We start from the raw sequence: 18718 nt of genomic DNA on the forward strand, positions 1-18718 counted from the left end.
ACGGCAGTCGGTCAAGCCGCTGGCCCTGGCGCCGATACCAGCCCACCCCCCACGTTTTTGGATGTCTCATGAATTATCTGCGCAACGTCAGTGTTGTCTGGCGTCTAGGTATGGGTTTTGGCCTGTTGTTGCTGCTGGTGGCGGCCGTGGTGGCCACCGGCGCGACTGGCAGCGCCGTGCAGAAGCGCGCGATGCAGCAGGTGGTCGAGGTCAACGTGACCAAGGTGAGGCTGCTCTCGGACATGCTCGATGCCAACAACCAGATGATGGTCGTGCGCCGGGAGATGCTGATCCGCCAGGGCGACGGTCTGGCCGATGACGAAGCGCGCATCGCCGCGCTGGTCGCGCGCTATGAAGCCAGCTGGGCCGCCTACCTGGCGCTGCCCACGCAGCCCCAGGACAAGGCCATCGGCGAGGCCATCGCGGCGGCCCGCGCGGTGGCGCGTCCGCTCAACAAGCAGATGAGCGAACAGCTGCAGCAGGGCGATGTTGCCGGTGCGACGGCGCTCACCCTGGGCGCCGTGCAGCAGGCGGCCAATGGCTGGAACCAGGCGCTCAGCAATGGCGTGGTCTACGAGGAAAAGCAAAGCCGCCAGGCCGCTGCCGAGGCGATCCGGCTGGGTGAGCGGACCCTGCTGCAGCTGCTGGTGCTGGGGGCGATCGCGTTGGTGGTCGGCATCGCCGCCTCCGTGCTGATCGGCCGCAGCCTGACCGGTCCGCTCGCCCGCGCCGTCGGCCTGGCGAACCGCATGGCCAAGGGTGATCTGGCCGACGACGTCGATCTGGGCGGCCGCGATGAGATCACCCAGCTCGGCAACGCGATGGCCACGGTTCGGCAGAGCGTCCAGGGCGCCATCGCCGCGCAGCTGGACATGGCGCGTCAGCATGAAGCCGGGGCCATCAGCCATCGCATGGATGAGACGGCCTTCCCCGGTGATTTCGGGCGGATGATCCACGCCACGAACGCGTTGGTCGGTTCCCACGTCGCCGTCGAGTTCCACATGGTCGAGGTGATGCAGCGCTACGCGATCGGCGACCTCAGTCGCGACCTGGACAGCTACCCCGGCGAGAAGGCCGTGTTGACCACCACCATGGCCAACGTCAAGGACAGCCTGATGGCGATCAACCAGCAGATCGAGACGTTGGCCGCCGCCGCGCGTGCCGGTGACTTCTCGGTGCGCGGCAGCGAGCAGGCCTTCCAGTTCCAGTTCCGGGCCATGGTGGCCCAGCTCAACGGCATGATGGCCAGCTCACAGAGCAGCATCGCCGACCTGTCGCAGGTGCTGCGCGCGATCTCCACCGGCGACCTGACCGCGCGGATGGAGGGCCATTACGAGGGTGTCTTCGCGCAGATGCGCGACGATGCCACCGTGACCGCCGGGCAGTTGACCGGCATCGTGCGGCAGATCCAGGGCGCGGCCGGCAGCATCAACGATGCCGCGCAGGAACTGGCGGCTGGCCACAATGACCTGTCGCGCCGCACCGAGCAGCAGGCCGCCAATCTGGAGGAGGCGGCCGCGTCGATGGAAGAGCTGACCTCCACGGTCCGGCAGAACGCCGAACTGGCCAACCAGGCCGACCTTGAAGCCCATGCAGCCGGTGCCGCGGTCAAGGCGACCGAGCAGGCGATCGCGCAGGTGGCGGCGGTGATGAGCCAGATCGACCAGTCCTCGGCGCGCATCGCCGAGATCTCCTCGGTCATCGACGGCATCGCGTTCCAGACCAATATCCTGGCGCTGAACGCTGCGGTGGAAGCGGCCCGCGCCGGCGAGAACGGGCGCGGCTTCGCGGTCGTCGCCACCGAGGTCCGGACCCTGGCCCAGCGTGCCGGCACCGCGGCCAAGGAGATCAAGGAGCTGATCGACGACGCCAGCGCCAACGTCAGGACCGGGCTGAATGTCACGGTGCAGTCCGAAGCGGCGATCGCCCGCCTGACCCAGGCCAGTTCGCGCACCAACCAGCTGATGAGCGACATCGCCGCGGCGACCAAGGAACAGGCCGCGGGCATCGAGCAGGTCAACCAGGTGGTGGTGCAGATGGACCAGGTCACTCAGCAGAATGCGGCGCTGGTGGAAGAAGCCACGGCCGCCAGCCGCGCGCTGGAGCAGCAGGCGCACGCACTGACCGGGTCGGTGGCGGTGTTCACCCTGGAACCCGATGCCACGGCGCGGGTCCGGCCGGCGCCGTTGCAGGCGGCATGATCGTGCGGCCCGCCGGGTAAACCGGAACGCCCCGCGTCGGCGGGGCGTTGTGCCGGTCGAACCGGTCCGCCGGCGCACGCTGCCGGCGGACGGGCTCAGTCGTCGTTCTCTTCCGCCGCCTCGCGACCCTGCTGGCGGATCAGCGCTTCTTCGCGCGCATCGTTGATGGCATGGCGTACGCCATCCAGGTCGATGCTGCTTTCATCCTGTTCGAATTCGCCGGTCAGCACGCTGTCCGGCAGCAGGTCGCCGGCCTCGAACAGCGCCCACATCTCTTCGCCGTACCAGGTCTCCAGCAGTTCCGGCGCCCAGCGGCCCAGATAGGCGGTGAGGTTGTTGACGTCGCGCAGCAGCATCGTGCGCGCGGCGTTGTTGCCCGCCGCACTGACCACCTGTGGGAAATCGATCACCACCGGGCCTTCCGGGCCGACCAGCACGTTGTACGGCGACAGATCGCCGTGGATCAGGCCGCAGCACAGCATCCGCACCACCTGGCGGACCAGGATCTGGTGGAACTCGCGGGCCTGTTCAGGACTGAGCTCGACCTCGCCCAGGCGCGCGGCGGAATAGCCCTCGGCATCGGTGACCAGCTCCATCACCAGCACGCCGTGGAAGTAGCCGTACGGCTCGGGCACGCGCACGCCGGCATCGCGCAGCTGGTACAGCGCTTCGACCTCGGTGTTCTTCCAGGCCGCTTCCTGCTGCTTGCGGCCGTAATTGCTCGCCTTGCCCACGGCGCGCGCTTCGCGGCTGCCACGGACCTTGCGGCCTTCCTGGTACTGCACGCGCTGCTGGAAACTGCGCTGGGCCATGTCCTTGTAGACCTTGGCACAGCGCACGTCGTCGCCGCTGCGGACCACGTATACCGCTGCTTCCTTGCCGCTCTTGAGCGGGCGGAGCACTTCATCGATCACGCCGTCGTCGATCAGCGCCTGCAAGCCTTGGGGGGTCTTCACGGTATCTCGGGAATCGGCTGGCGCGGGGCCTGCCCTGGAGGGGGAGGGATTTTCGCATCTTCGGGCCGGGGGAGCCATCGACCCGGCCCGGCGCAGTGAGGTCGTTCAGCTGCGTGTACGTGCGCGACAGCTTGAAATCTGATTCACATCGGCGCGGCAGGCTGGGGCCACCTTCCAAGGAGTGTCGCCCATGATGCTGTCCCTGCTGCGCCGCACCGGTGCCGCCCTGGCCATGTTGCTGGCCGTTTCCACCGTGCATGCCCGCCCCGCGGCCACCGATACCGTGCTGATCGTGGTCAGCGGCGAAGGCCGCGACCAGGGCAAGACCCGTCCCGGCTTCGAGATGGACGAGTTCGCGCAGGCCTACCTGATCTTCCGCGACAACGGCCTGGCGGTGCAGGTCGCCAGCCCGCAAGGCGGACCGGTCGAGGCCGACAAGTTCAACGCCGAGGAGCCCTTCAACGCACGCGTCCTGGCCGATCCGGCCGCGGCCGCACTGCTGGCCGATACCCGCGCCACCGCGACCCTCAGTGCCGCCGACTATGCGGCGGTCTACGTGGTCGGTGGCAAGGGCGCGATGTTCGACCTGCCGGCCGACCCCGCGCTGCGGGGGCTGCTCGGCACGATGCACGACCGTGGCGCGGTGGTCGCGGCGGTCTGCCACGGCCCGGCCGCACTGGTGGACGTGCGGCTGGCGGACGGATCGCTGCTGGTCGCCGGGCGCCGCATGACCGGCTTCACCAATGCAGAGGAAGGGGTGTTCGGCAAGCGCTGGGCGAAGGAGTTTCCGTTCCTGCTGGAAACCGCGCTGCGCGAGCGTGGCGCGCGCTGGGAGCAGGCGCCGCTGATGATGCCCAAGCTGGTGGTGGACGGGCGCCTGATCACCGGGCAGAACCCCTATTCGACACCGGCCGTGGCCGAGGCGATCGTGCGGGCCACCGGCCGCACGCCGATCGCGCGCACGCCGTGGCGCGATGAGGCCAGCATGGCGCTGGTGCAGCGCCTGCTGGCCGGTGAAGGCGAGGCGGTCAAGCGCGAGCTGGCCAGCAACCGTACCGGCTATCACGATCAGCTGATCGGCGTGCTCGGCTACTACCAGCTGCAGGCCGCGCAGGACGATGCGGCTGTACGTGATGCGCTGTCGATCATGCAGCTGGCCGCCCCGTACATGAGCGAACCGCAGCTGCCGCTGGGCATCGCACAGGCGCATTGGCGGCTGGGCGAGGTGGCACAGGCGCGCACGGTACTCGGCAAACTGCTGGAAACCCACCCGGACATGGCCGAAGCTAAGCAGCTCAAGGACACGATCGAAGGCTGACCCATGGACGATGGCCTGCACATCCTGGTGATCGAGGACAACCCGGCGCTGCGCGCCGGCATGGCCACGCTGCTGGAAGCCCGCGGCCATCGCGTGGCCTTTGCCGCCGATGGCCGCAGTGGCCTGCAGATGGCATTGGAAGAGCCGCCGGATGTGCTGGTGCTGGACCTCACCCTTCCGGGCATGGATGGCCTGCGCGTATGCAGCCATCTGCGTGAGCAGGCCGACCGCCACATCCCGATCCTGATGCTGACCGCGCGCGACACGCTGGCCGACAAGCTGGTCGGCTTCCAGGCCGGTACCGATGATTACCTGGTCAAACCGTTCGCAGGCGAGGAACTGCTGGCGCGGTGCCTGGCCCTGGCCCATCGGCACGGCCGACGCGACGGGCATGTGCTGCGTATCGGATCTCTCGGCATCGACCGCCGCAGCGGGACCGTACACCGCGGTGAGCAGCCGATCGAGTTGCCGCAGACGGCCTACCGCCTGCTGGTGCTGCTCGCCGAAGCCTGGCCGCGTACGGTGACCCGCAGCGAGTTGATCCGGCGCCTCTGGGGCGATGAAGCACCGCCCTCGGATCCGCTGCGCTCGCATCTGTATCTGCTGCGACAGGGGCTGGACAAGCCCTTCGACCGACCGATGCTCAAGACCGTGCACGAGGTCGGCTTCAGGCTGGAGGCCGACACATGACGGCACGGGTGCATCGCCTGCGCAACCGGTTGATGCTGGCCTTCGCGGTGTTCGCGCTGGCGGTGGCCGGCCTGTTCGGCCTGTACGTGGCGGTGTTCGTGTACAGCGTCGAAGACCGGTTCTTCGACGCAATGCTTGAGCAGGAAGCGCAGCAGCAACTGGAGCAGCGGGCCGCAAGTGGGACCTGGTCGCCACCGCGCAATGCGTTCATGGCGGTCCATGACAGCCCTGCCAGCTTCCCCACGGATCTCAAGGCCGCCTTCGATGCTGAGCCGTGGCGCCGCGAGATCGGCGGCACCGAAGGGCGGCACTATCACCTGCGCGCGCTGCCGCCGGGCGGAGCCGGTACACCGGGATGGCTGGTCGCCGAGGTCAGCCAGCAGCTGGTGGTGCGGCCGATGCGCAGCCAGATTCTGGCGCTGCTGGCCTGGTCCGGGCTGGCCGTGGTGGTGGTCGCCATCCTGGCCGGCGCATGGCTGGCGCGACGGACCACGCGTCCCTTGTCGAAGCTGGCGGCGCTGGTCGACGGCATGGCGCCGGACAGGTTGCCGGTGGGGTTCGCCGGGGACTTCCCCGATGACGAGGTCGGCGTGCTCGCCCGCGGCCTGGACAATCTGAGCGGGCGCGTGCGTGCCTTCATTGCGCGCGAGCATGCCTTTACCCGTGATGCCAGCCATGAGCTGCGCACGCCCCTGGCGGTGATCCGCAGTGCCACCGAACAGCTGGCCAGCGAACCTGGCCTGTCCGGGGCCGGGCGGCGGCAGCTCGCGCATGTCCAGCATTCGGCGCGTCAACTCGAACAGACCGTCATCACCCTGCTGACACTGGCCCGCGAAGAGAACGTGGAACAGGACGCGACGCCACTGGCGGTGCTGCCGGTGCTGGAACAGGTGGTGGTCGAGCAGGCCGTGCTGTTGGAGGGCAAGCCGGTGGCGGTGCGGGTGGACGTGCCAGCCGACGTGAGTCTGCCGGTACCGGGGCCGGTGCTGCACATGCTGCTGGCCAATCTGGTCGGCAATGCGTTCGCGCATACCCGGGCGGGTGAGGTGTACATCGATGTGGCGGCTGGACGACTGCGCATCCGCAACACGGCGCCGGCAGGTGACCCTGACACGATCATGCAGCCATTCGCGAAAGGCGAGGGCAGCGCCGGCTTCGGGCTCGGCCTGGCGATCGTGCACCGGCTGTGCGACCGCTTCGCCATCGATCTGCGCATCGAGGGAACCGAGCACGCCACGGTCGCCAGTTTCAGCGTGCAGTAAGGCCGGTCCGCTTCCGTCCATCGCCAAAGTGCGCGATGCTCTGCCGAACGGGGGAGGGGCGCATGGGCAACAGGGACGAGGGCAGCATTCACGGCGATGTCCCGGCGGAGCAGACGCCGACCGATTGGTCGTTGCTGCCGGTCACGCACGGCAATGAGGACTCGATGGTGGCTGTGATCTGGCGCCTGCTGCGGCAGGAGCCGGCGTTGATGGTGAGTGGGGGCTACGTATTCCTGTCCGTGCTGGGGTTGTGGTCGAGCTACTTCTTCTATTTCAAGTTCCGGCTGTCGATCCTGGATTACCTGCAGGTCAGCGACTTCCTGGTGGCCGGGCTGCGTGATCCGGCCTACGTGCTGATCCTGCTGGTGGGCGCGTTGCTGGCAGTGCTGCTGGGCTGGCCGGAAACACTGCGGCGGCGCAATCCAGCCAAGGTGGCACGCCTGCGTGCGCGGCATTGGGGATGGCGGATGCTGTTCTCGGAGTCGCCGTGGATGAACTGGGAATTCTCCGGGCTGCGTCCGCTGACCGGCATGTGTATTGCGGTGGTCTGCTTCATGGCATTCGGCGCGGCGCTGTATGCGCTGAGCTCGGCCGAGAAGATCCGCGATGGCAGGGGCGGTACACCAGTGCAGGTCGTGCTCGGAGGTGACGCTGCAGCGCTGCCGGGCACCGCGAAACTGCTGGGATCCAGCAGTGCGTTCGTGTTCCTGTGGTGGCCGGAGCAACGGCGCGCCGAAGCCGTGCCGATCAGCGCGATCCGTCGGCTGCAGTCGTTGCCCTTGGCAGTGAAACCGGTAGCGCCCCGAACGGTCAACCCATCCAGGCCGTCCACCGCGCCAGCGCAGCGGTAAGCGCAACGGTAGGTGATCTGCCGCGTGCTGCTTCAGGCAGCACGCGGTAGATGCACGGTCGGCCCTGCGCGTATGTCAGGACTTGCCGGCCGCTCGCTTGCGGGCCCCGGTCGCTGCCGTCTTTTTCGCAGGCGCCCCGGAGGCGGTTTTCGAGGCCGGTTTGCCGGTGGCCTGCTTGGCGACGGTCTTCTTCGCCGCCTTCTTTACCGTTTTCTTGATCGCGGTTTTTGTCGTCGCTTTTTCAGCGGCCTGCGTCGCCGTCTTCTTTGCAGTCTTCTTGGTGGCCTTCCCGGGCGCTGCTTTCGCAGCGGCCTTCTTCGCAGCGGTTTTCTTTACCGCTGCCTTCTTCGTCGCCGCGGTCTTCGAGGTCTTCGTGGTTTTGGTGGCGGTCTTGTTCGCACTACCGCTCTTCTTCCCGCCACCATCCTGCTTGTTGACCGTGGCCCAGGCGATGCGCTCCGCAGCCGCTTCGCTGCGGCCCTGGTCTTTCTCGCTTTCCTCGATGTGCTCGGCGTTGCGCTTCTGCTTGTCGGTATAGCTGGATTTATCACCGCGCGGCATGGTCATGCTCCTGTCTGGTGACGAAGGTGGCGCCGCTCAGGAGAGCGTGCGCACCTTCGGTTCGCGGGCCCATTGCCGCGTAGCGGCGGCGGCAAGGAAGGCCTTGGCATCCTCGGCTTCCACCACCCCGGCATCGTTGCCGACACGCGCGATCTTCAACAGCGCCTGCGCGCCATCATCGGCGGCGATCGCCTTCAGGTGGACCCACGCATCGCTGACGAAATCGATTGCGGCCGATTCCTTGCCCAGCTTCTTTGCCGCCTCGGGGCTGAGTACGACGGCCACCGCATCGAAGACCACCGACGGCGTACCGGCCAGCTGGCCATCCGCCGCCAGCGTCTTGCCGTCACTGAGCCTGGCGCCACCGATCTTGGGCGCAACCAGCTTGACGCTGGCGCCGGCCTTGTCGGCCGCCTTGCGCAGGTTGGCGATCAGCGCCGCATCGGAGCCCTCGTCGAACAGGATGCCGATGCAGCGACCGGTCAGCAGGTCCTTGGTGCGGCCGATGATGCGCACTTCCGGCGCCTTCGGGAAATCCTGCGCCGGGGTCTGGGTGGCGGCCGGCTCGGGCAGGGCCGGCATCGCCAGACCATCGGCAACCCGCTTGGCCAGGGCCTCATCGATGTTGCGCAGATGGCTCACGGTGCGCTCGCGCACCTTGACCGTCTCCACCTTGGACAGCTCGAACACCAGCGCCGAGGCCAGATGGGCCTGTTCCGGTGCCTCCAGGCTGCGGAAGAACATACGGGCCTGGCTGTAGTGATCGGCGAAGCTGTCGGCCCGCACGCGCCCCTTGCGGCCGTCATCTGGTGCGGTGGCGTGGCTCGGGAAGCCATCGGCGGTCTCGCGCGGGCTGTCGCCCTGCAGCGAACTGGGATCGTAGGCGACCCGTCCCTTGGGGATGTTCATCTGCATGTGCCCGTCGCGCTGATGATTGGCGAAGGGGCACTTGGGCGCATTGACCGGAATCTGATGGAAGTTCGGGCCACCCAGGCGGCTGAGCTGGGTATCCAGGTAGGAGAACAGGCGGCCCTGCAGCAGCGGATCGTTGCTGAAGTCGATGCCCGGCGGCACGTTGGCCGGGCAGTAGGCGACCTGCTCGGTTTCGGCGAAGAAGTTGTCCGGCCAGCGGTCCAGCACCATGCGCCCGATCACGGTCAGCGGCACCAGCGACTCGGGAATGATTTTGGTCGAATCCAGATGGTCGAACGGGAAGGCCTCGGCCTGTTCCTCGGTGAACAGCTGTACCGCCAGTTCCCACTCGGGGAAGTTGCCGGTGGTGATCGCCTCGAACAGGTCACGGCGGTGGAAGTCGTTGTCCGCGCTCTGCAGCTTCACCGCCTCGTCCCACACGGTGGACTGGATGCCCAGCTTCGGCCGCCAGTGGAATTTGACGAAGGTCGACTCGCCGGCATCGTTGATCAGGCGGAAGCTGTGGATGCCGAAGCCCTCGATGGTGCGCAGCGAGCGCGGGATCGTGCGGTCGCTCATCGCCCACATGATCATGTGCATCGACTCGGGCATCAGCGAGACGAAGTCCCAGAAGGTGTCGTGCGCGCTGGCTGCCTGCGGGAATGCCCGGTCCGGCTCCATCTTCACCGCGTGGATCAGGTCGGGGAACTTGATCGCGTCCTGGATGAAGAACACCGGGATGTTGTTGCCGACCAGGTCCCAGTTGCCCTCCTTGGTATAGAACTTGACCGCGAAACCGCGCACGTCACGCGGGGTGTCGACCGACCCGGCGCCACCGGCCACGGTGGAGAAACGAGTGAACACCGGGGTGCGTACGCCCACTTCATTGAGGATCCGCGCCCGGGTGTACTCGCCAAGGGAGCGGGTCAGCTCGAAATAGCCGTGCGCCGCGCTGCCGCGGGCATGCACGATGCGCTCGGGGATGCGCTCGTGATCGAAGTGGGTGATCTTCTCGCGAAGGATGAAGTCTTCCAGCAGGGTCGGCCCGCGCGGGGTGGCGCGCAGCGAGTTCTGGTTGTCACCGACCGGAATGCCCTGGTTGGTGGTCAGCCCGGGGTGGCCGTTGCCCGCGCGCTGGTGCAGTTCATCCCCTTCGCCGCGGACATCGGTGGCGGGTGCGGGGGCGTTCTTCGTGCTTTTCTTGCTGGCGGCCATGAGGCGACTCCGGGAGCTGGCGGGAAGGGGGATCGCCTCACACTGGCGGGCCGGGCGTTAATCGAAGGTGCGAAAACACGACGCTGCTTGCACCCGCGCTTCACATGCGGCGCCCGGGCGCTGGGTGAGGCGCGCGCGGGCGGGTATCCTTGGGCGCGTCTTCTCCTGTGTTTCCCAGCCGCATGCGCGTTGAACCCGCCGACATCGAAGCCCTGTTTGATGCGATCCCCGACGTCCTGTTCTTCATGAAGGACTGCGACGGGCGGTATACGCATATCAACCAGACCATGCTGCGCCGGCTGGGCCTGAAGTCGCGCAAGGAGGTGATCGGGCGGACCGCGGCGGAGATCTATCCCACCGGCCTGGGGGCCGATTACGCCACCCAGGACGAGCAGGTGCTGGCCGGCAAGGTCATCGAGAACCTGATGGAACTCCATCTGTTCGCCAACCGCGAGCCGGGCTGGTGCCTGACCTGCAAGCGGCCGCTGCTGGTGGACGGGCAGATCCGCGGGTTGATCGGCATCTCGCGCGACCTCGGCCAGAAGGACAGCCTGGGCACCCAGTACGAACAGCTGCGCCTGGCCCTGGCCCATCTGAATGCGCATTACGCCGAGAACGTGCGCATGCAGACCCTGCTCGACATCACCGGCTTCTCGCTGTCCAAGCTGGAGCGCACCTTCCGCAAGGTGTTCCAGATGACCCCGCAGCAGGTGCTGACCCGGCTGCGCATCCAGATGGCGGTGCACCTGCTGCACGGCCCGGACAGCATTGCCAGCATCGGGCAGGCGTGTGGCTTCACCGACCAGAGTGCGTTCACCCGCAAGTTCAAGGCCGAGGTCGGGCTGTCGCCTCGGGCCTATCGCGCCCAGATCGGGGAGCGCGCCGCCGCCTGAGGCGGGGTGGGGCTTCCGGCCTATGCCGCCGCGCGGCCGACAGGGTATGGTGTCGCACTTGTTGCCCGCCAATCGATTCCGATGCCCGCATCCCAGACTCCGGCTCCTGCCACTCCGCCCGCCGATACCCGCCTCGGGCACGCGCTCAAGCCCCGCCAGCTGATCATGATGGGCCTGGGCAGCGCGATCGGCGCCGGCCTGTTCCTCGGCTCCGGCGTGGGCGTCCAGGCCGCCGGCCCGGCGGTCCTGCTGTCGTATCTGGTGGCCGGCGCACTGGTGATCATCGTGATGAACGCGCTGGGCGAAATGGCCGCAGCCAAGCCGACCAGCGGCGCGTTCTCGGTGTACGCCGCTGATGCCATGGGGGCCACTGCCGGTGCCACGGTGGGCTGGCTGTGGTGGGTGCAGCTGGTGATCGTGATCGCCGCTGAAGCGGTCGGTGCGGCTGGCCTGCTCGCCACGGTGTGGCCGGCGATCCCGGTGCCGATGGCTGCGCTGGCCTTCATGCTGTTCTTCACCGCGATCAACCTGCTCGGGGTGAAGAACTTCGGCGAGTTTGAATTCTGGTTCGCGATCCTGAAAGTGGCCGCGATCGTCGGCTTCATCCTGATCGGCGTGGCGCTGCTGATGGGCTGGCTGCCGGACGTGGCCTCGCCTGGCCTGCGCAACTTCACCGAGCACGGCGGTTTCATGCCCAAGGGCCTGGCCGGCATCGGCGCGGCGCTGCTGGTGGTGGTATTCGCCTTCGGCGGCACCGAGATCGTGGCGGTGGCGGCGGCGGAAACCGAAGATCCCGAGCGCAGCATCGCCCGCGCGATCCGCACCGTGGCCTGGCGCATCCTGGTGTTCTACATCGGCTCGCTGAGCGTGATCATCGCGGTGGTGCCGTGGACCAGCGAGGCCCTCCGTTCGCCGTTCGCCGCGGTGCTCGAAGCGGCCAAGATTCCTGGCGCGGCCACGGCGATCACGTTGATCGCGGTGATCGCGCTGCTGTCGGCGCTCAATGCCAATCTGTACGGCGCGTCGCGGATGATGTACTCGCTGGCCCAGCGTCGCGAGGCGCCGGCCGTGCTGGGCTGGACCGATCCGCGCCAGGTGCCGATCATCGCGGTGCTGGCCAGTGTGCTGTTCGGTTTTGCGGCGACGGTGATGGAGCTGCTGTTCCCGGACAAGGTACTGCCGGTACTGCTCAATATCGTCGGCTCGACCTGTCTGCTGGTGTGGACCATCTCGCTGCTGTCGCAGCTGATCCTGCGCCACCGTGCCAACCGCGACGGCACCCGCCTGCCGTTCCGCATGGCCGGCTATCCGTACCTCACGGTGATCGGCCTGGGGGTGCTGGCGCTGATCTTCGGCCTGCTGCTGTCCGAGTCGCACACGCGCCTGCAGTTCCTGTCGATGGCCGCGCTGACGGCGGTGATCGCCATCAGCAGCGAAGTCGCCCGCCGCGTGCGCGCCAGCCGCCGGGCCGACTGACCCCGGGCGGGTGGTAGGTGCCGACCGTTGGTCGGCACACCCCGCAAGGGCACGCAACAAAAAACGGCCCGCGCGATGCGGGCCGTTTTCATTCCAGATGCATGCCGATCAAGGTAGGTACCGACCGTTGGTCGGTACGCCTGTCAGGCATCGTGCCGACCAACGGTCGACACCTACACCTACACCTCCACGCCCTCGTCTTCCTTGTACGCATCGACCGGGATGCAGGCGCACATCACGTTCTTGTCGCCGTAGACGTTGTCCACGCGCGCCACCGGCGGCCAGTACTTCTGCTGGCGCAGGCTGGCCAGCGGGAAGGCCGCCAGTTCGCGCGGGTAGGCGTGGGCCCACTCGCTGGCCGAGACCGCCGTGGCGGTATGCGGGGCGTGCTTGAGGGGGTTGTCCTCGCGGTCCAGGCGGCCGTCTTCGATCGCAGCGATCTCTTCGCGGATCTGGATCATCGCGTTGATGAAGCGATCCAGTTCGTGCAGCGATTCGCTTTCGGTCGGCTCCACCATCAGCGTGCCGGCGACCGGGAAGCTCAGGGTCGGGGCGTGGAAGCCGAAGTCGATCAGGCGCTTGGCCACGTCCTCGGCGCCGATGCCGGAGGTCTTCTCCAGCGGACGCACGTCCAGGATGCACTCGTGCGCCACCAGGCCGTTGCGGCCGGTGTACAGGGTCTTGAAGTGCGGGGCCAGGCGCTTGGCGATGTAGTTGGCGTTGAGCAGCGCGACCTGGGTCGCCTTGCGCAGGCCGGCGGTGCCCATCAGCGTGATGTACATCCAGCTGATCGGCAGGATCGAGGCGCTGCCGAAGCTGGCCGCGCTGACCATGCCCACATCGCCTTCGCCGCCAAGCACCTTCGGCAGGAACGGAGCGAGGTGCGACTTGACCGCGCACGGGCCCACGCCCGGGCCGCCGCCGCCGTGCGGAATGCAGAAGGTCTTGTGCAGGTTCAGGTGCGACACGTCCGAGCCCCACTTGCCGGGCTTGGCCACGCCGACCAGGGCGTTCATGTTGGCGCCGTCGGTATACACCTGGCCGCCGTGCTTGTGCACGATCTCGCAGATTTCCACCACTTCTTCCTCGAACACGCCATGCGTGGAGGGATAGGTGATCATCAACGCGGCCAGACGGTCGCTGTACTTCTCCGCATTGACGCGGATGTCGTCCAGGTCCACGTTGCCGTTGGCATCGGTCTTGGTCACCACGACCTTCATGCCGCACATCTGTGCCGAGGCCGGGTTGGTGCCGTGCGCCGAATCCGGGATCAGGCAGACGTCGCGATGGCCTTCGCCGCGCGAGCGGTGGTAGGCGCGGATCGCCAGCAGGCCGGCGTACTCGCCCTGCGCGCCGGAGTTCGGCTGCAGGCTGACCGCGTCATAGCCGGTGCATTCCACCAGCATCGCTTCCAGGCCGTCGATCAGTTCCTTGTAGCCGGTGGCCTGGTCGGCCGGGGCCAGCGGATGGATGTTGGCGAACTCCGGCCAGGTCACCGGAATCATCTCGGCGGTGGCGTTGAGCTTCATGGTGCAGCTGCCCAGCGGGATCATGGTGCGATCCATCGCCAGGTCCTTGTCCGCCAGCGAACGCAGGTAACGCAGCAGTTCGTGCTCGCTGTGGTGAGTGTTGAACACCGGGTGGGTCAGGAATTCGCTGGTACGCACCAGGCCGGCCGGCAGCGCATCGGCGGTGGCGGCGTCGAGGGCATCGACATCCACCGTGGCACCGAACAGCTGGCCGAGCGCGACGATGTCGGCGCGGGTGGTGGTTTCATCCAGGCTGATGCCGACCGCGTCGCTGTCGATCGCGCGCAGGTTGATGCGCGCCGCGGCGGCCTTGGCGTGGATCGCCTTGGCATCGACATCCTTGACGTGCAGGGTGTCGAAGAAGTGCTCGCCCACGTTGACGCCGGCAGCGCGCAGCGCTCTGGCCAGGATCGCGGCCAGGCGATGGGTGCGGCGGGCGATGCGGGTCAGCCCTTCCGGACCGTGGTACACCGCATACATCGACGCCATCACCGCCAGCAGCACCTGGGCGGTACAGATGTTGGAGGTCGCCTTCTCGCGGCGGATGTGCTGCTCGCGGGTCTGCAGGGTCAGGCGGTAGGCGGCATTGCCCTGCGCATCGACCGAGACACCGATCAGGCGGCCCGGCATCGAGCGCTTGTACGCATCGCGGCAGGCCATGAAGGCGGCATGCGGGCCGCCGAAGCCGAACGGCACGCCGAAGCGCTGCGAGTTGCCGACCACGATGTCCGCGCCCCATTCGCCGGGGGCGGCGATCAGGGTCAGTGCGAGCAGGTCGGTGGCCACCGCGACCAGGCCGCCGCGCGCATGCACGGCATCGGCCAGCGCCTTGTAGTCGCCGATATGGCCGAAGGTGTCCGGGTACTGCAGCAGCACGCCGTAGGCTTCGGCTTCCATCGCCTCGGCCGGGGTGCCCACGCGCAGCACGATGCCCATCGGCTCGGCGCGGGTGCGCAGCAGTTCCAGCGTCTGCGGGTGCACCGCGTCGTGCACGAAGAAGGTATCGGACTTGCTCTTGGCCGAGCGCTTGGCCAGCGTCATCGCTTCGGCGGCGGCGGTGGCTTCATCGAGCAGCGAGGCGTTGGCGATCTCCATGCCGGTCAGGTCGGCGCACAGGGTCTGGAAGTTGATCAGCGCTTCCATGCGGCCCTGCGAGATCTCAGCCTGGTACGGGGTGTAGGCGGTGTACCACGCCGGGTTTTCCAGCACGTTGCGCAGGATGACGTTCGGGGTGAGCGTGCCGTAGTAGCCCTGGCCGATGAAGGTGCGGAACACCTGGTTCTTGTCGGCGATGGCGCGGATCTTGGCCAGTGCCTGCACTTCGGTCAGCGACTCGGGCAGGTCCAGCGGGGCCGGCGACTTGATCCCGGCCGGGACGATCGCATCGGTCAGCGCGTCCAGCGAGGCGTGGCCGACCACGTCGAGCATCTGCGCGATTTCGGCATCGTTGGGGCCGATGTGGCGTTCGACGAACGCGTGGCTGTGTTCAAGCTCGCGCAGGGAGGGGGTGTTCTGGGACATGGCTGGCATCTCGGAGAGTGGGCACGCACGTTCGGAAGGCGGCCGGGCCAGGGCGCGTCGCGGGCGACAGCGATCCACCGGACCTTGCGGTCTTCCTGGGTGCCCCTCTGTCCTTTTGCCTGAGAGTTTAAAAGCGCGCATCGGCGTGCTTCGTGCCCCTTCGGCGCCGGCACTCGCCGGTCTCTCCAGAGTTTTGGTACGGGTGGTATCGGGCCTGAGCGATTACGGGCGTTGCGCCTTCGGCAGCGGGTGCTTCAAAACAAAGCGCCGCTTCTCCCACCATGTAGCCCGGCGATTATAGCCCAGCGCTTTGGGCCGCTGGGCCTTTCCCGCACATGAATACGAGGCCGCGCAGGCACGCAAAGTCCGGCCCGGGCATGGTGCCGGCCGTGACAAAGGCCTATGATCACCGGATCCTCGTATTCATCTGGCGCCGCCCGTCCGGGCTGGCGCCCGCCGTGCATTGCGCATGGCCGCTGACGGAAGCCCGCATGACGCCCGCCTCGCCCTCGACCCGCCGCCTGGCCCTGCTGCTCGCAGGCCTGGCGATGTTCGGTCCGTTCTCGATCGACACCATTTTCCCGGCGTTCCTGCTGCTGGGCGACCGCATGCAGGTGGACCAGGTCGCGGTGCAGCAGACCATCAGCGTGTACCTGCTGTTCTACGGGCTGATGAGCCTGGCGCACGGCCCGCTGTCCGATGCGTTCGGGCGCAAGCGGGTGATCATCGGCGGGCTGGTGCTGTTCATCGCCGCCTCGATCGGCTGCGCGCTGTCGCGCGACATGACCACGCTGCTGGTGTTCCGCGCGCTGCAGGGCGTTACCGCCGGGGTCGGGGTGATCGTCGGCCGCGCGGTGATCCGTGACCTGTACCACGGGGCCGACGCACAGCGGCTGATGAGCCAGGTGTCGATGATCTTCGGCGTGGCCCCCGCGATCGCGCCGATCATCGGCGGCTGGATCCTGCTCGGCGGGGGCGACTGGCCGCTGATTTTCTGGTTCCTGGTGCTGTTCGGCGTGGTGCTGCTGCTGGCCACCGGCAAGTGGCTGCCCGAAACCCATCCGGTCGAGGCCCGCACGCCGCTGTCGATGCGCGCGCTGCTGCGCAGCTATGCCCGCATGGGCTCCAACCCGCGCCTGCTCCGTCTGGCCGCGGCCGGCGCCTTCAACTTCTCCGGCATCTTCCTGTACATCGCGTCCGCGCCGGTGTTCGTGATGCAGCATCTGCAACTGGGCGAGGGCGGCTTTGCGTGGTTGTTCATCCCCACCATCGGCGGCATGACCATGGGCTCGTTCCTGTCCGGTCGGATGGCGGGCCGGCTCACCGCGCAGCGGCAGATCGCGATCGGTTTCGGGCTGTGTGCGGTCTCGGCGCTGTTGAACGTCGGTTACGTGGTGTCGGTGCCGCAGATCGCGCTGCCGTGGGCAGTGATGCCGATCTTCCTTGGCGGTGTCGGCATGGCGCTGATCTTCCCGATCCTGGCGCTGGCCGTGCTGGACATGTATCCGCATCAGCGCGGCCTGGCCTCGTCCATGCAGATGTTCATCCAGCTGATGATCAACACCGTGGTGGCCGGCGTGGTCTCGCCGATGCTCAGCAGCAACCCGCTGCATCTGGCCCTGGGCTACGCAGGCTTCTTCGCCATCGGCGGCAGCTTCTGGTACTGGGAGCGGCACTGCGAACGCCGCCGCGACCTGCTCACGCCGATCGAGTGAGCCACACGCACGCCCCGCCTGCACAGAATGCAGGCGTGGCGCCGTTGTCTACGCCTCGCCGCGGCGTATCCTGTTCGCTCGCCAGCCAGTTCGTGCATCACGACAGCCACTTCGCTCCCCTGCGGACCCCATGTCCGCCGCAACCCAGGGTGATTGCATGGCTGCACAGCAGACCTACCGCCTGTTCGACGTCGCGCTGAAGCAGCGCACGGTTCTCTCCCCCTCGCTGATCCGCATGGTCTTCGCCGCGCCCGACGTGGCCAACATGAAGACCGAGGGACCGGACCAGCGCATCAAAGTGTTCTTCCCATTGCCCGGCCAGGCAGCACCGGAGGTGCCGCAAGGCGAGGACTGGTACGCACGTTATCGCGCGCTGCCCGATACCGAGCGTGCGCCGATGCGCACCTACACCCTCCGCGCGCTGCGCCCGGACGCCGGCGAGGTCGATGTCGATTTCGTGCTGCATGGCCCGACCGGGCCCGCCTCGCGCTGGGCCATGCAGGCGCGCGTCGGTGATCGGGTCGGCCTGCTGGCGCCGGACGCGCAGGTCGAGGCCAGCAGCGAGGGCTACGAGTGGAAGCCGCCGGCGCAGGTGAAGCGGGTGCTGCTGGTCGCCGACGACACCGCGCTGCCAGCCGTGGCCGGCATTCTGGAGGCGCTGGCCCAGTGGCCGCAGCCGCCGGAAGTGCAGGCCTTCCTGGAGGTCGAGCACGAGGCGGATGTGCTGCCGCTGCAGGCACCGCATGGTGCGCAGTTGTTCTGGCTCGCGCGCGAGGGCGCCGCGCATGGCCAGCGGCTGCAGGACGCGGTGCGGGCGCGGATCGGCCCGTCGGGCATCGGTGGCGGTGAGCAGCCCCTGGCCGAGATCGACATCGACCAGGACATCCTGTGGGAGCAGGCCAGCGCCGAGCAGGACGGGCTGTATGCCTGGGTCGCTGGCGAAGCCGGGGCAGTCATGGCGATCCGCCGGCATCTGGTGAAGACATGCGGGATCGACCGTCGGGCCATCACGTTCATGGGCTATTGGCGGCACGGAAAAGTCCTCGATTGAGCTGGCCACGCAGGCTCCAGGACGGGCCCGCCAAGGCCCGTGCGGTATCCTTGGCGCTTTGCCGCAGTCCGGATTTCCCCATGTCGACCACCTCCAAACTGCGCCGCGACATCCGCCGGCGCCGCGAAACCCAGGCCGCCAACCGCGAGCAGGCCAACGCCACGCCGGTTGAGCCGCATGCCGAGCTGCGTGACCAGCAGCGCACGCTGCTGGCCGGTATCGTCCGCCGCGATGGCGAGTGGGTGCTGGGCATGGATGGCCGCATTGCCGGCCAGACCCCCAGCGCGGCGCGGGTGCTGGCCCTGATCATGCAGGCTGCCGAACTGCACGAACGCCAGGGCACCCCGGTGCGCCTGGTGTACTCGGATGCGCTCAAGGACGCCGCACATGCCGAGGCCAAGGCCGATGGCATGGACTTCGAGCAGTTCAAGGTGGAACTGGCCGCGAGCCTGAAGCCGCGTGCCCGCCAGGGGGATGCGCCGGCCGAGTGATGGCGCTACCGCACAGGGCCTGCTGCTGGTCGGCGGCGCGTTGCCCGGCAAAGCGCACCGATCGGTTCCCATGAAA

Annotated in this window: 14 protein-coding genes and 1 riboswitch; of the genes, 10 read left to right on the forward strand and 4 right to left on the reverse strand. The window is 67.8% G+C overall.

Annotated elements, in window-relative coordinates:
* The first annotated feature begins 68 nt into the window (after positions 1 to 68).
* Positions 69 to 2201 (forward strand): methyl-accepting chemotaxis protein, encoded by a 2133-nt coding sequence (locus POS15_RS02090; RefSeq protein ID WP_284128886.1) that lies wholly within the window; start codon positions 69 to 71, stop codon positions 2199 to 2201.
* Between the two features lie 95 nt (positions 2202 to 2296).
* On the opposite strand, the gene POS15_RS02095 is transcribed toward POS15_RS02090, so the two are convergent.
* Positions 2297 to 3157 (reverse strand): PA4780 family RIO1-like protein kinase, encoded by an 861-nt coding sequence (locus tag POS15_RS02095; protein WP_046273976.1) that lies wholly within the window; start codon positions 3155 to 3157, stop codon positions 2297 to 2299.
* Between the two features lie 190 nt (positions 3158 to 3347).
* Between POS15_RS02095 and POS15_RS02100 the strand changes: the two genes are divergently transcribed.
* The 4 genes from POS15_RS02100 to POS15_RS02115 all read left to right on the forward strand — a co-directional run bounded on the left by POS15_RS02100 (position 3348) and on the right by POS15_RS02115 (position 7278).
* Entirely contained in the window at positions 3348 to 4475 is a 1128-nt protein-coding gene (locus tag POS15_RS02100) for a DJ-1/PfpI family protein (RefSeq protein ID WP_284128887.1), read from the forward strand.
* A gap of 3 nt (positions 4476 to 4478) precedes the next feature.
* The gene (locus tag POS15_RS02105; protein ID WP_019183482.1) at positions 4479 to 5165 is read left to right on the forward strand and encodes a response regulator transcription factor; all 687 of its coding nucleotides are present in this window, start codon (positions 4479 to 4481) and stop codon (positions 5163 to 5165) included.
* The gene (locus tag POS15_RS02110; RefSeq protein ID WP_284128888.1) at positions 5162 to 6427 is read left to right on the forward strand and encodes a HAMP domain-containing sensor histidine kinase; all 1266 of its coding nucleotides are present in this window, start codon (positions 5162 to 5164) and stop codon (positions 6425 to 6427) included. The genes POS15_RS02105 and POS15_RS02110 overlap by 4 nt, the downstream gene beginning before the upstream one ends.
* A gap of 62 nt (positions 6428 to 6489) precedes the next feature.
* Positions 6490 to 7278 (forward strand): hypothetical protein, encoded by a 789-nt coding sequence (locus tag POS15_RS02115; protein WP_284128889.1) that lies wholly within the window; start codon positions 6490 to 6492, stop codon positions 7276 to 7278.
* A gap of 75 nt (positions 7279 to 7353) precedes the next feature.
* Here the strand turns inward: POS15_RS02115 and POS15_RS02120 are convergent, their stop codons facing one another.
* Both POS15_RS02120 and POS15_RS02125 read right to left on the reverse strand, forming a co-directional pair.
* Positions 7354 to 7839, reverse strand: coding sequence for a HupB (locus POS15_RS02120; RefSeq protein ID WP_284129614.1), 486 nt, complete (start codon positions 7837 to 7839; stop codon positions 7354 to 7356).
* A gap of 36 nt (positions 7840 to 7875) precedes the next feature.
* Complete coding sequence (locus POS15_RS02125; protein WP_019183478.1) at positions 7876 to 9966, reverse strand: catalase; 2091 nt, start codon at positions 9964 to 9966, stop codon at positions 7876 to 7878.
* 182 nt (positions 9967 to 10148) lie between these two features.
* Here POS15_RS02125 and POS15_RS02130 point away from each other — a divergent pair, with 182 nt between their 5' ends.
* Both POS15_RS02130 and POS15_RS02135 read left to right on the forward strand, forming a co-directional pair.
* Positions 10149 to 10859, forward strand: a complete 711-nt coding sequence (locus POS15_RS02130) for an AraC family transcriptional regulator (RefSeq protein ID WP_019183477.1) — start codon at positions 10149 to 10151, stop codon at positions 10857 to 10859.
* Positions 10860 to 10940: 81 nt separating this feature from the next.
* The gene (locus POS15_RS02135; protein ID WP_046273974.1) at positions 10941 to 12335 is read left to right on the forward strand and encodes an amino acid permease; all 1395 of its coding nucleotides are present in this window, start codon (positions 10941 to 10943) and stop codon (positions 12333 to 12335) included.
* Positions 12336 to 12514: 179 nt separating this feature from the next.
* Here the strand turns inward: POS15_RS02135 and gcvP are convergent, their stop codons facing one another.
* Positions 12515 to 15385: an aminomethyl-transferring glycine dehydrogenase gene (gene gcvP, locus POS15_RS02140; RefSeq protein ID WP_046273973.1), complete on the reverse strand. Its 2871-nt coding sequence runs from the start codon at positions 15383 to 15385 to the stop codon at positions 12515 to 12517.
* A gap of 97 nt (positions 15386 to 15482) precedes the next feature.
* Positions 15483 to 15584: riboswitch (glycine riboswitch) on the reverse strand.
* Between the two features lie 292 nt (positions 15585 to 15876).
* Between gcvP and POS15_RS02145 the strand changes: the two genes are divergently transcribed.
* The 3 genes from POS15_RS02145 to POS15_RS02155 all read left to right on the forward strand — a co-directional run bounded on the left by POS15_RS02145 (position 15877) and on the right by POS15_RS02155 (position 18642).
* Positions 15877 to 17100, forward strand: a complete 1224-nt coding sequence (locus tag POS15_RS02145; protein WP_284129615.1) for a multidrug effflux MFS transporter — start codon at positions 15877 to 15879, stop codon at positions 17098 to 17100.
* A gap of 157 nt (positions 17101 to 17257) precedes the next feature.
* Positions 17258 to 18151: a siderophore-interacting protein gene (locus POS15_RS02150; RefSeq protein ID WP_037553227.1), complete on the forward strand. Its 894-nt coding sequence runs from the start codon at positions 17258 to 17260 to the stop codon at positions 18149 to 18151.
* Between the two features lie 80 nt (positions 18152 to 18231).
* On the forward strand, positions 18232 to 18642 hold the full coding sequence (locus tag POS15_RS02155) for a hypothetical protein (protein WP_046273971.1): 411 nt from the start codon (positions 18232 to 18234) through the stop codon (positions 18640 to 18642).
* Positions 18643 to 18718: the final 76 nt, after the last annotated feature.

The organism is Stenotrophomonas sp. BIO128-Bstrain, assembly GCF_030128875.1.
GTDB lineage: Bacteria > Pseudomonadota > Gammaproteobacteria > Xanthomonadales > Xanthomonadaceae > Stenotrophomonas > Stenotrophomonas bentonitica_A.

What these genes read in the sequence shown, in the direction of transcription:
- POS15_RS02090 (WP_284128886.1), top strand. Translation starts at nt 69, where the DNA reads ATGAATTATCTGCGCAACGTCAGTGTTGTCTGGCGTCTAGGTATGGGT.
- POS15_RS02100 (WP_284128887.1), top strand. Translation starts at nt 3,348, where the DNA reads ATGATGCTGTCCCTGCTGCGCCGCACCGGTGCCGCCCTGGCCATGTTG.
- POS15_RS02105 (WP_019183482.1), top strand. Translation starts at nt 4,479, where the DNA reads ATGGACGATGGCCTGCACATCCTGGTGATCGAGGACAACCCGGCGCTG.
- POS15_RS02110 (WP_284128888.1), top strand. Translation starts at nt 5,162, where the DNA reads ATGACGGCACGGGTGCATCGCCTGCGCAACCGGTTGATGCTGGCCTTC.
- POS15_RS02115 (WP_284128889.1), top strand. Translation starts at nt 6,490, where the DNA reads ATGGGCAACAGGGACGAGGGCAGCATTCACGGCGATGTCCCGGCGGAG.
- POS15_RS02120 (WP_284129614.1), bottom strand. Translation starts at nt 7,839, where the DNA reads ATGCCGCGCGGTGATAAATCCAGCTATACCGACAAGCAGAAGCGCAAC.
- POS15_RS02125 (WP_019183478.1), bottom strand. Translation starts at nt 9,966, where the DNA reads ATGGCCGCCAGCAAGAAAAGCACGAAGAACGCCCCCGCACCCGCCACC.
- POS15_RS02130 (WP_019183477.1), top strand. Translation starts at nt 10,149, where the DNA reads ATGCGCGTTGAACCCGCCGACATCGAAGCCCTGTTTGATGCGATCCCC.
- POS15_RS02135 (WP_046273974.1), top strand. Translation starts at nt 10,941, where the DNA reads ATGCCCGCATCCCAGACTCCGGCTCCTGCCACTCCGCCCGCCGATACC.
- gcvP (WP_046273973.1), bottom strand. Translation starts at nt 15,385, where the DNA reads ATGTCCCAGAACACCCCCTCCCTGCGCGAGCTTGAACACAGCCACGCG.
- POS15_RS02145 (WP_284129615.1), top strand. Translation starts at nt 15,877, where the DNA reads ATGACGCCCGCCTCGCCCTCGACCCGCCGCCTGGCCCTGCTGCTCGCA.
- POS15_RS02150 (WP_037553227.1), top strand. Translation starts at nt 17,258, where the DNA reads ATGGCTGCACAGCAGACCTACCGCCTGTTCGACGTCGCGCTGAAGCAG.
- POS15_RS02155 (WP_046273971.1), top strand. Translation starts at nt 18,232, where the DNA reads ATGTCGACCACCTCCAAACTGCGCCGCGACATCCGCCGGCGCCGCGAA.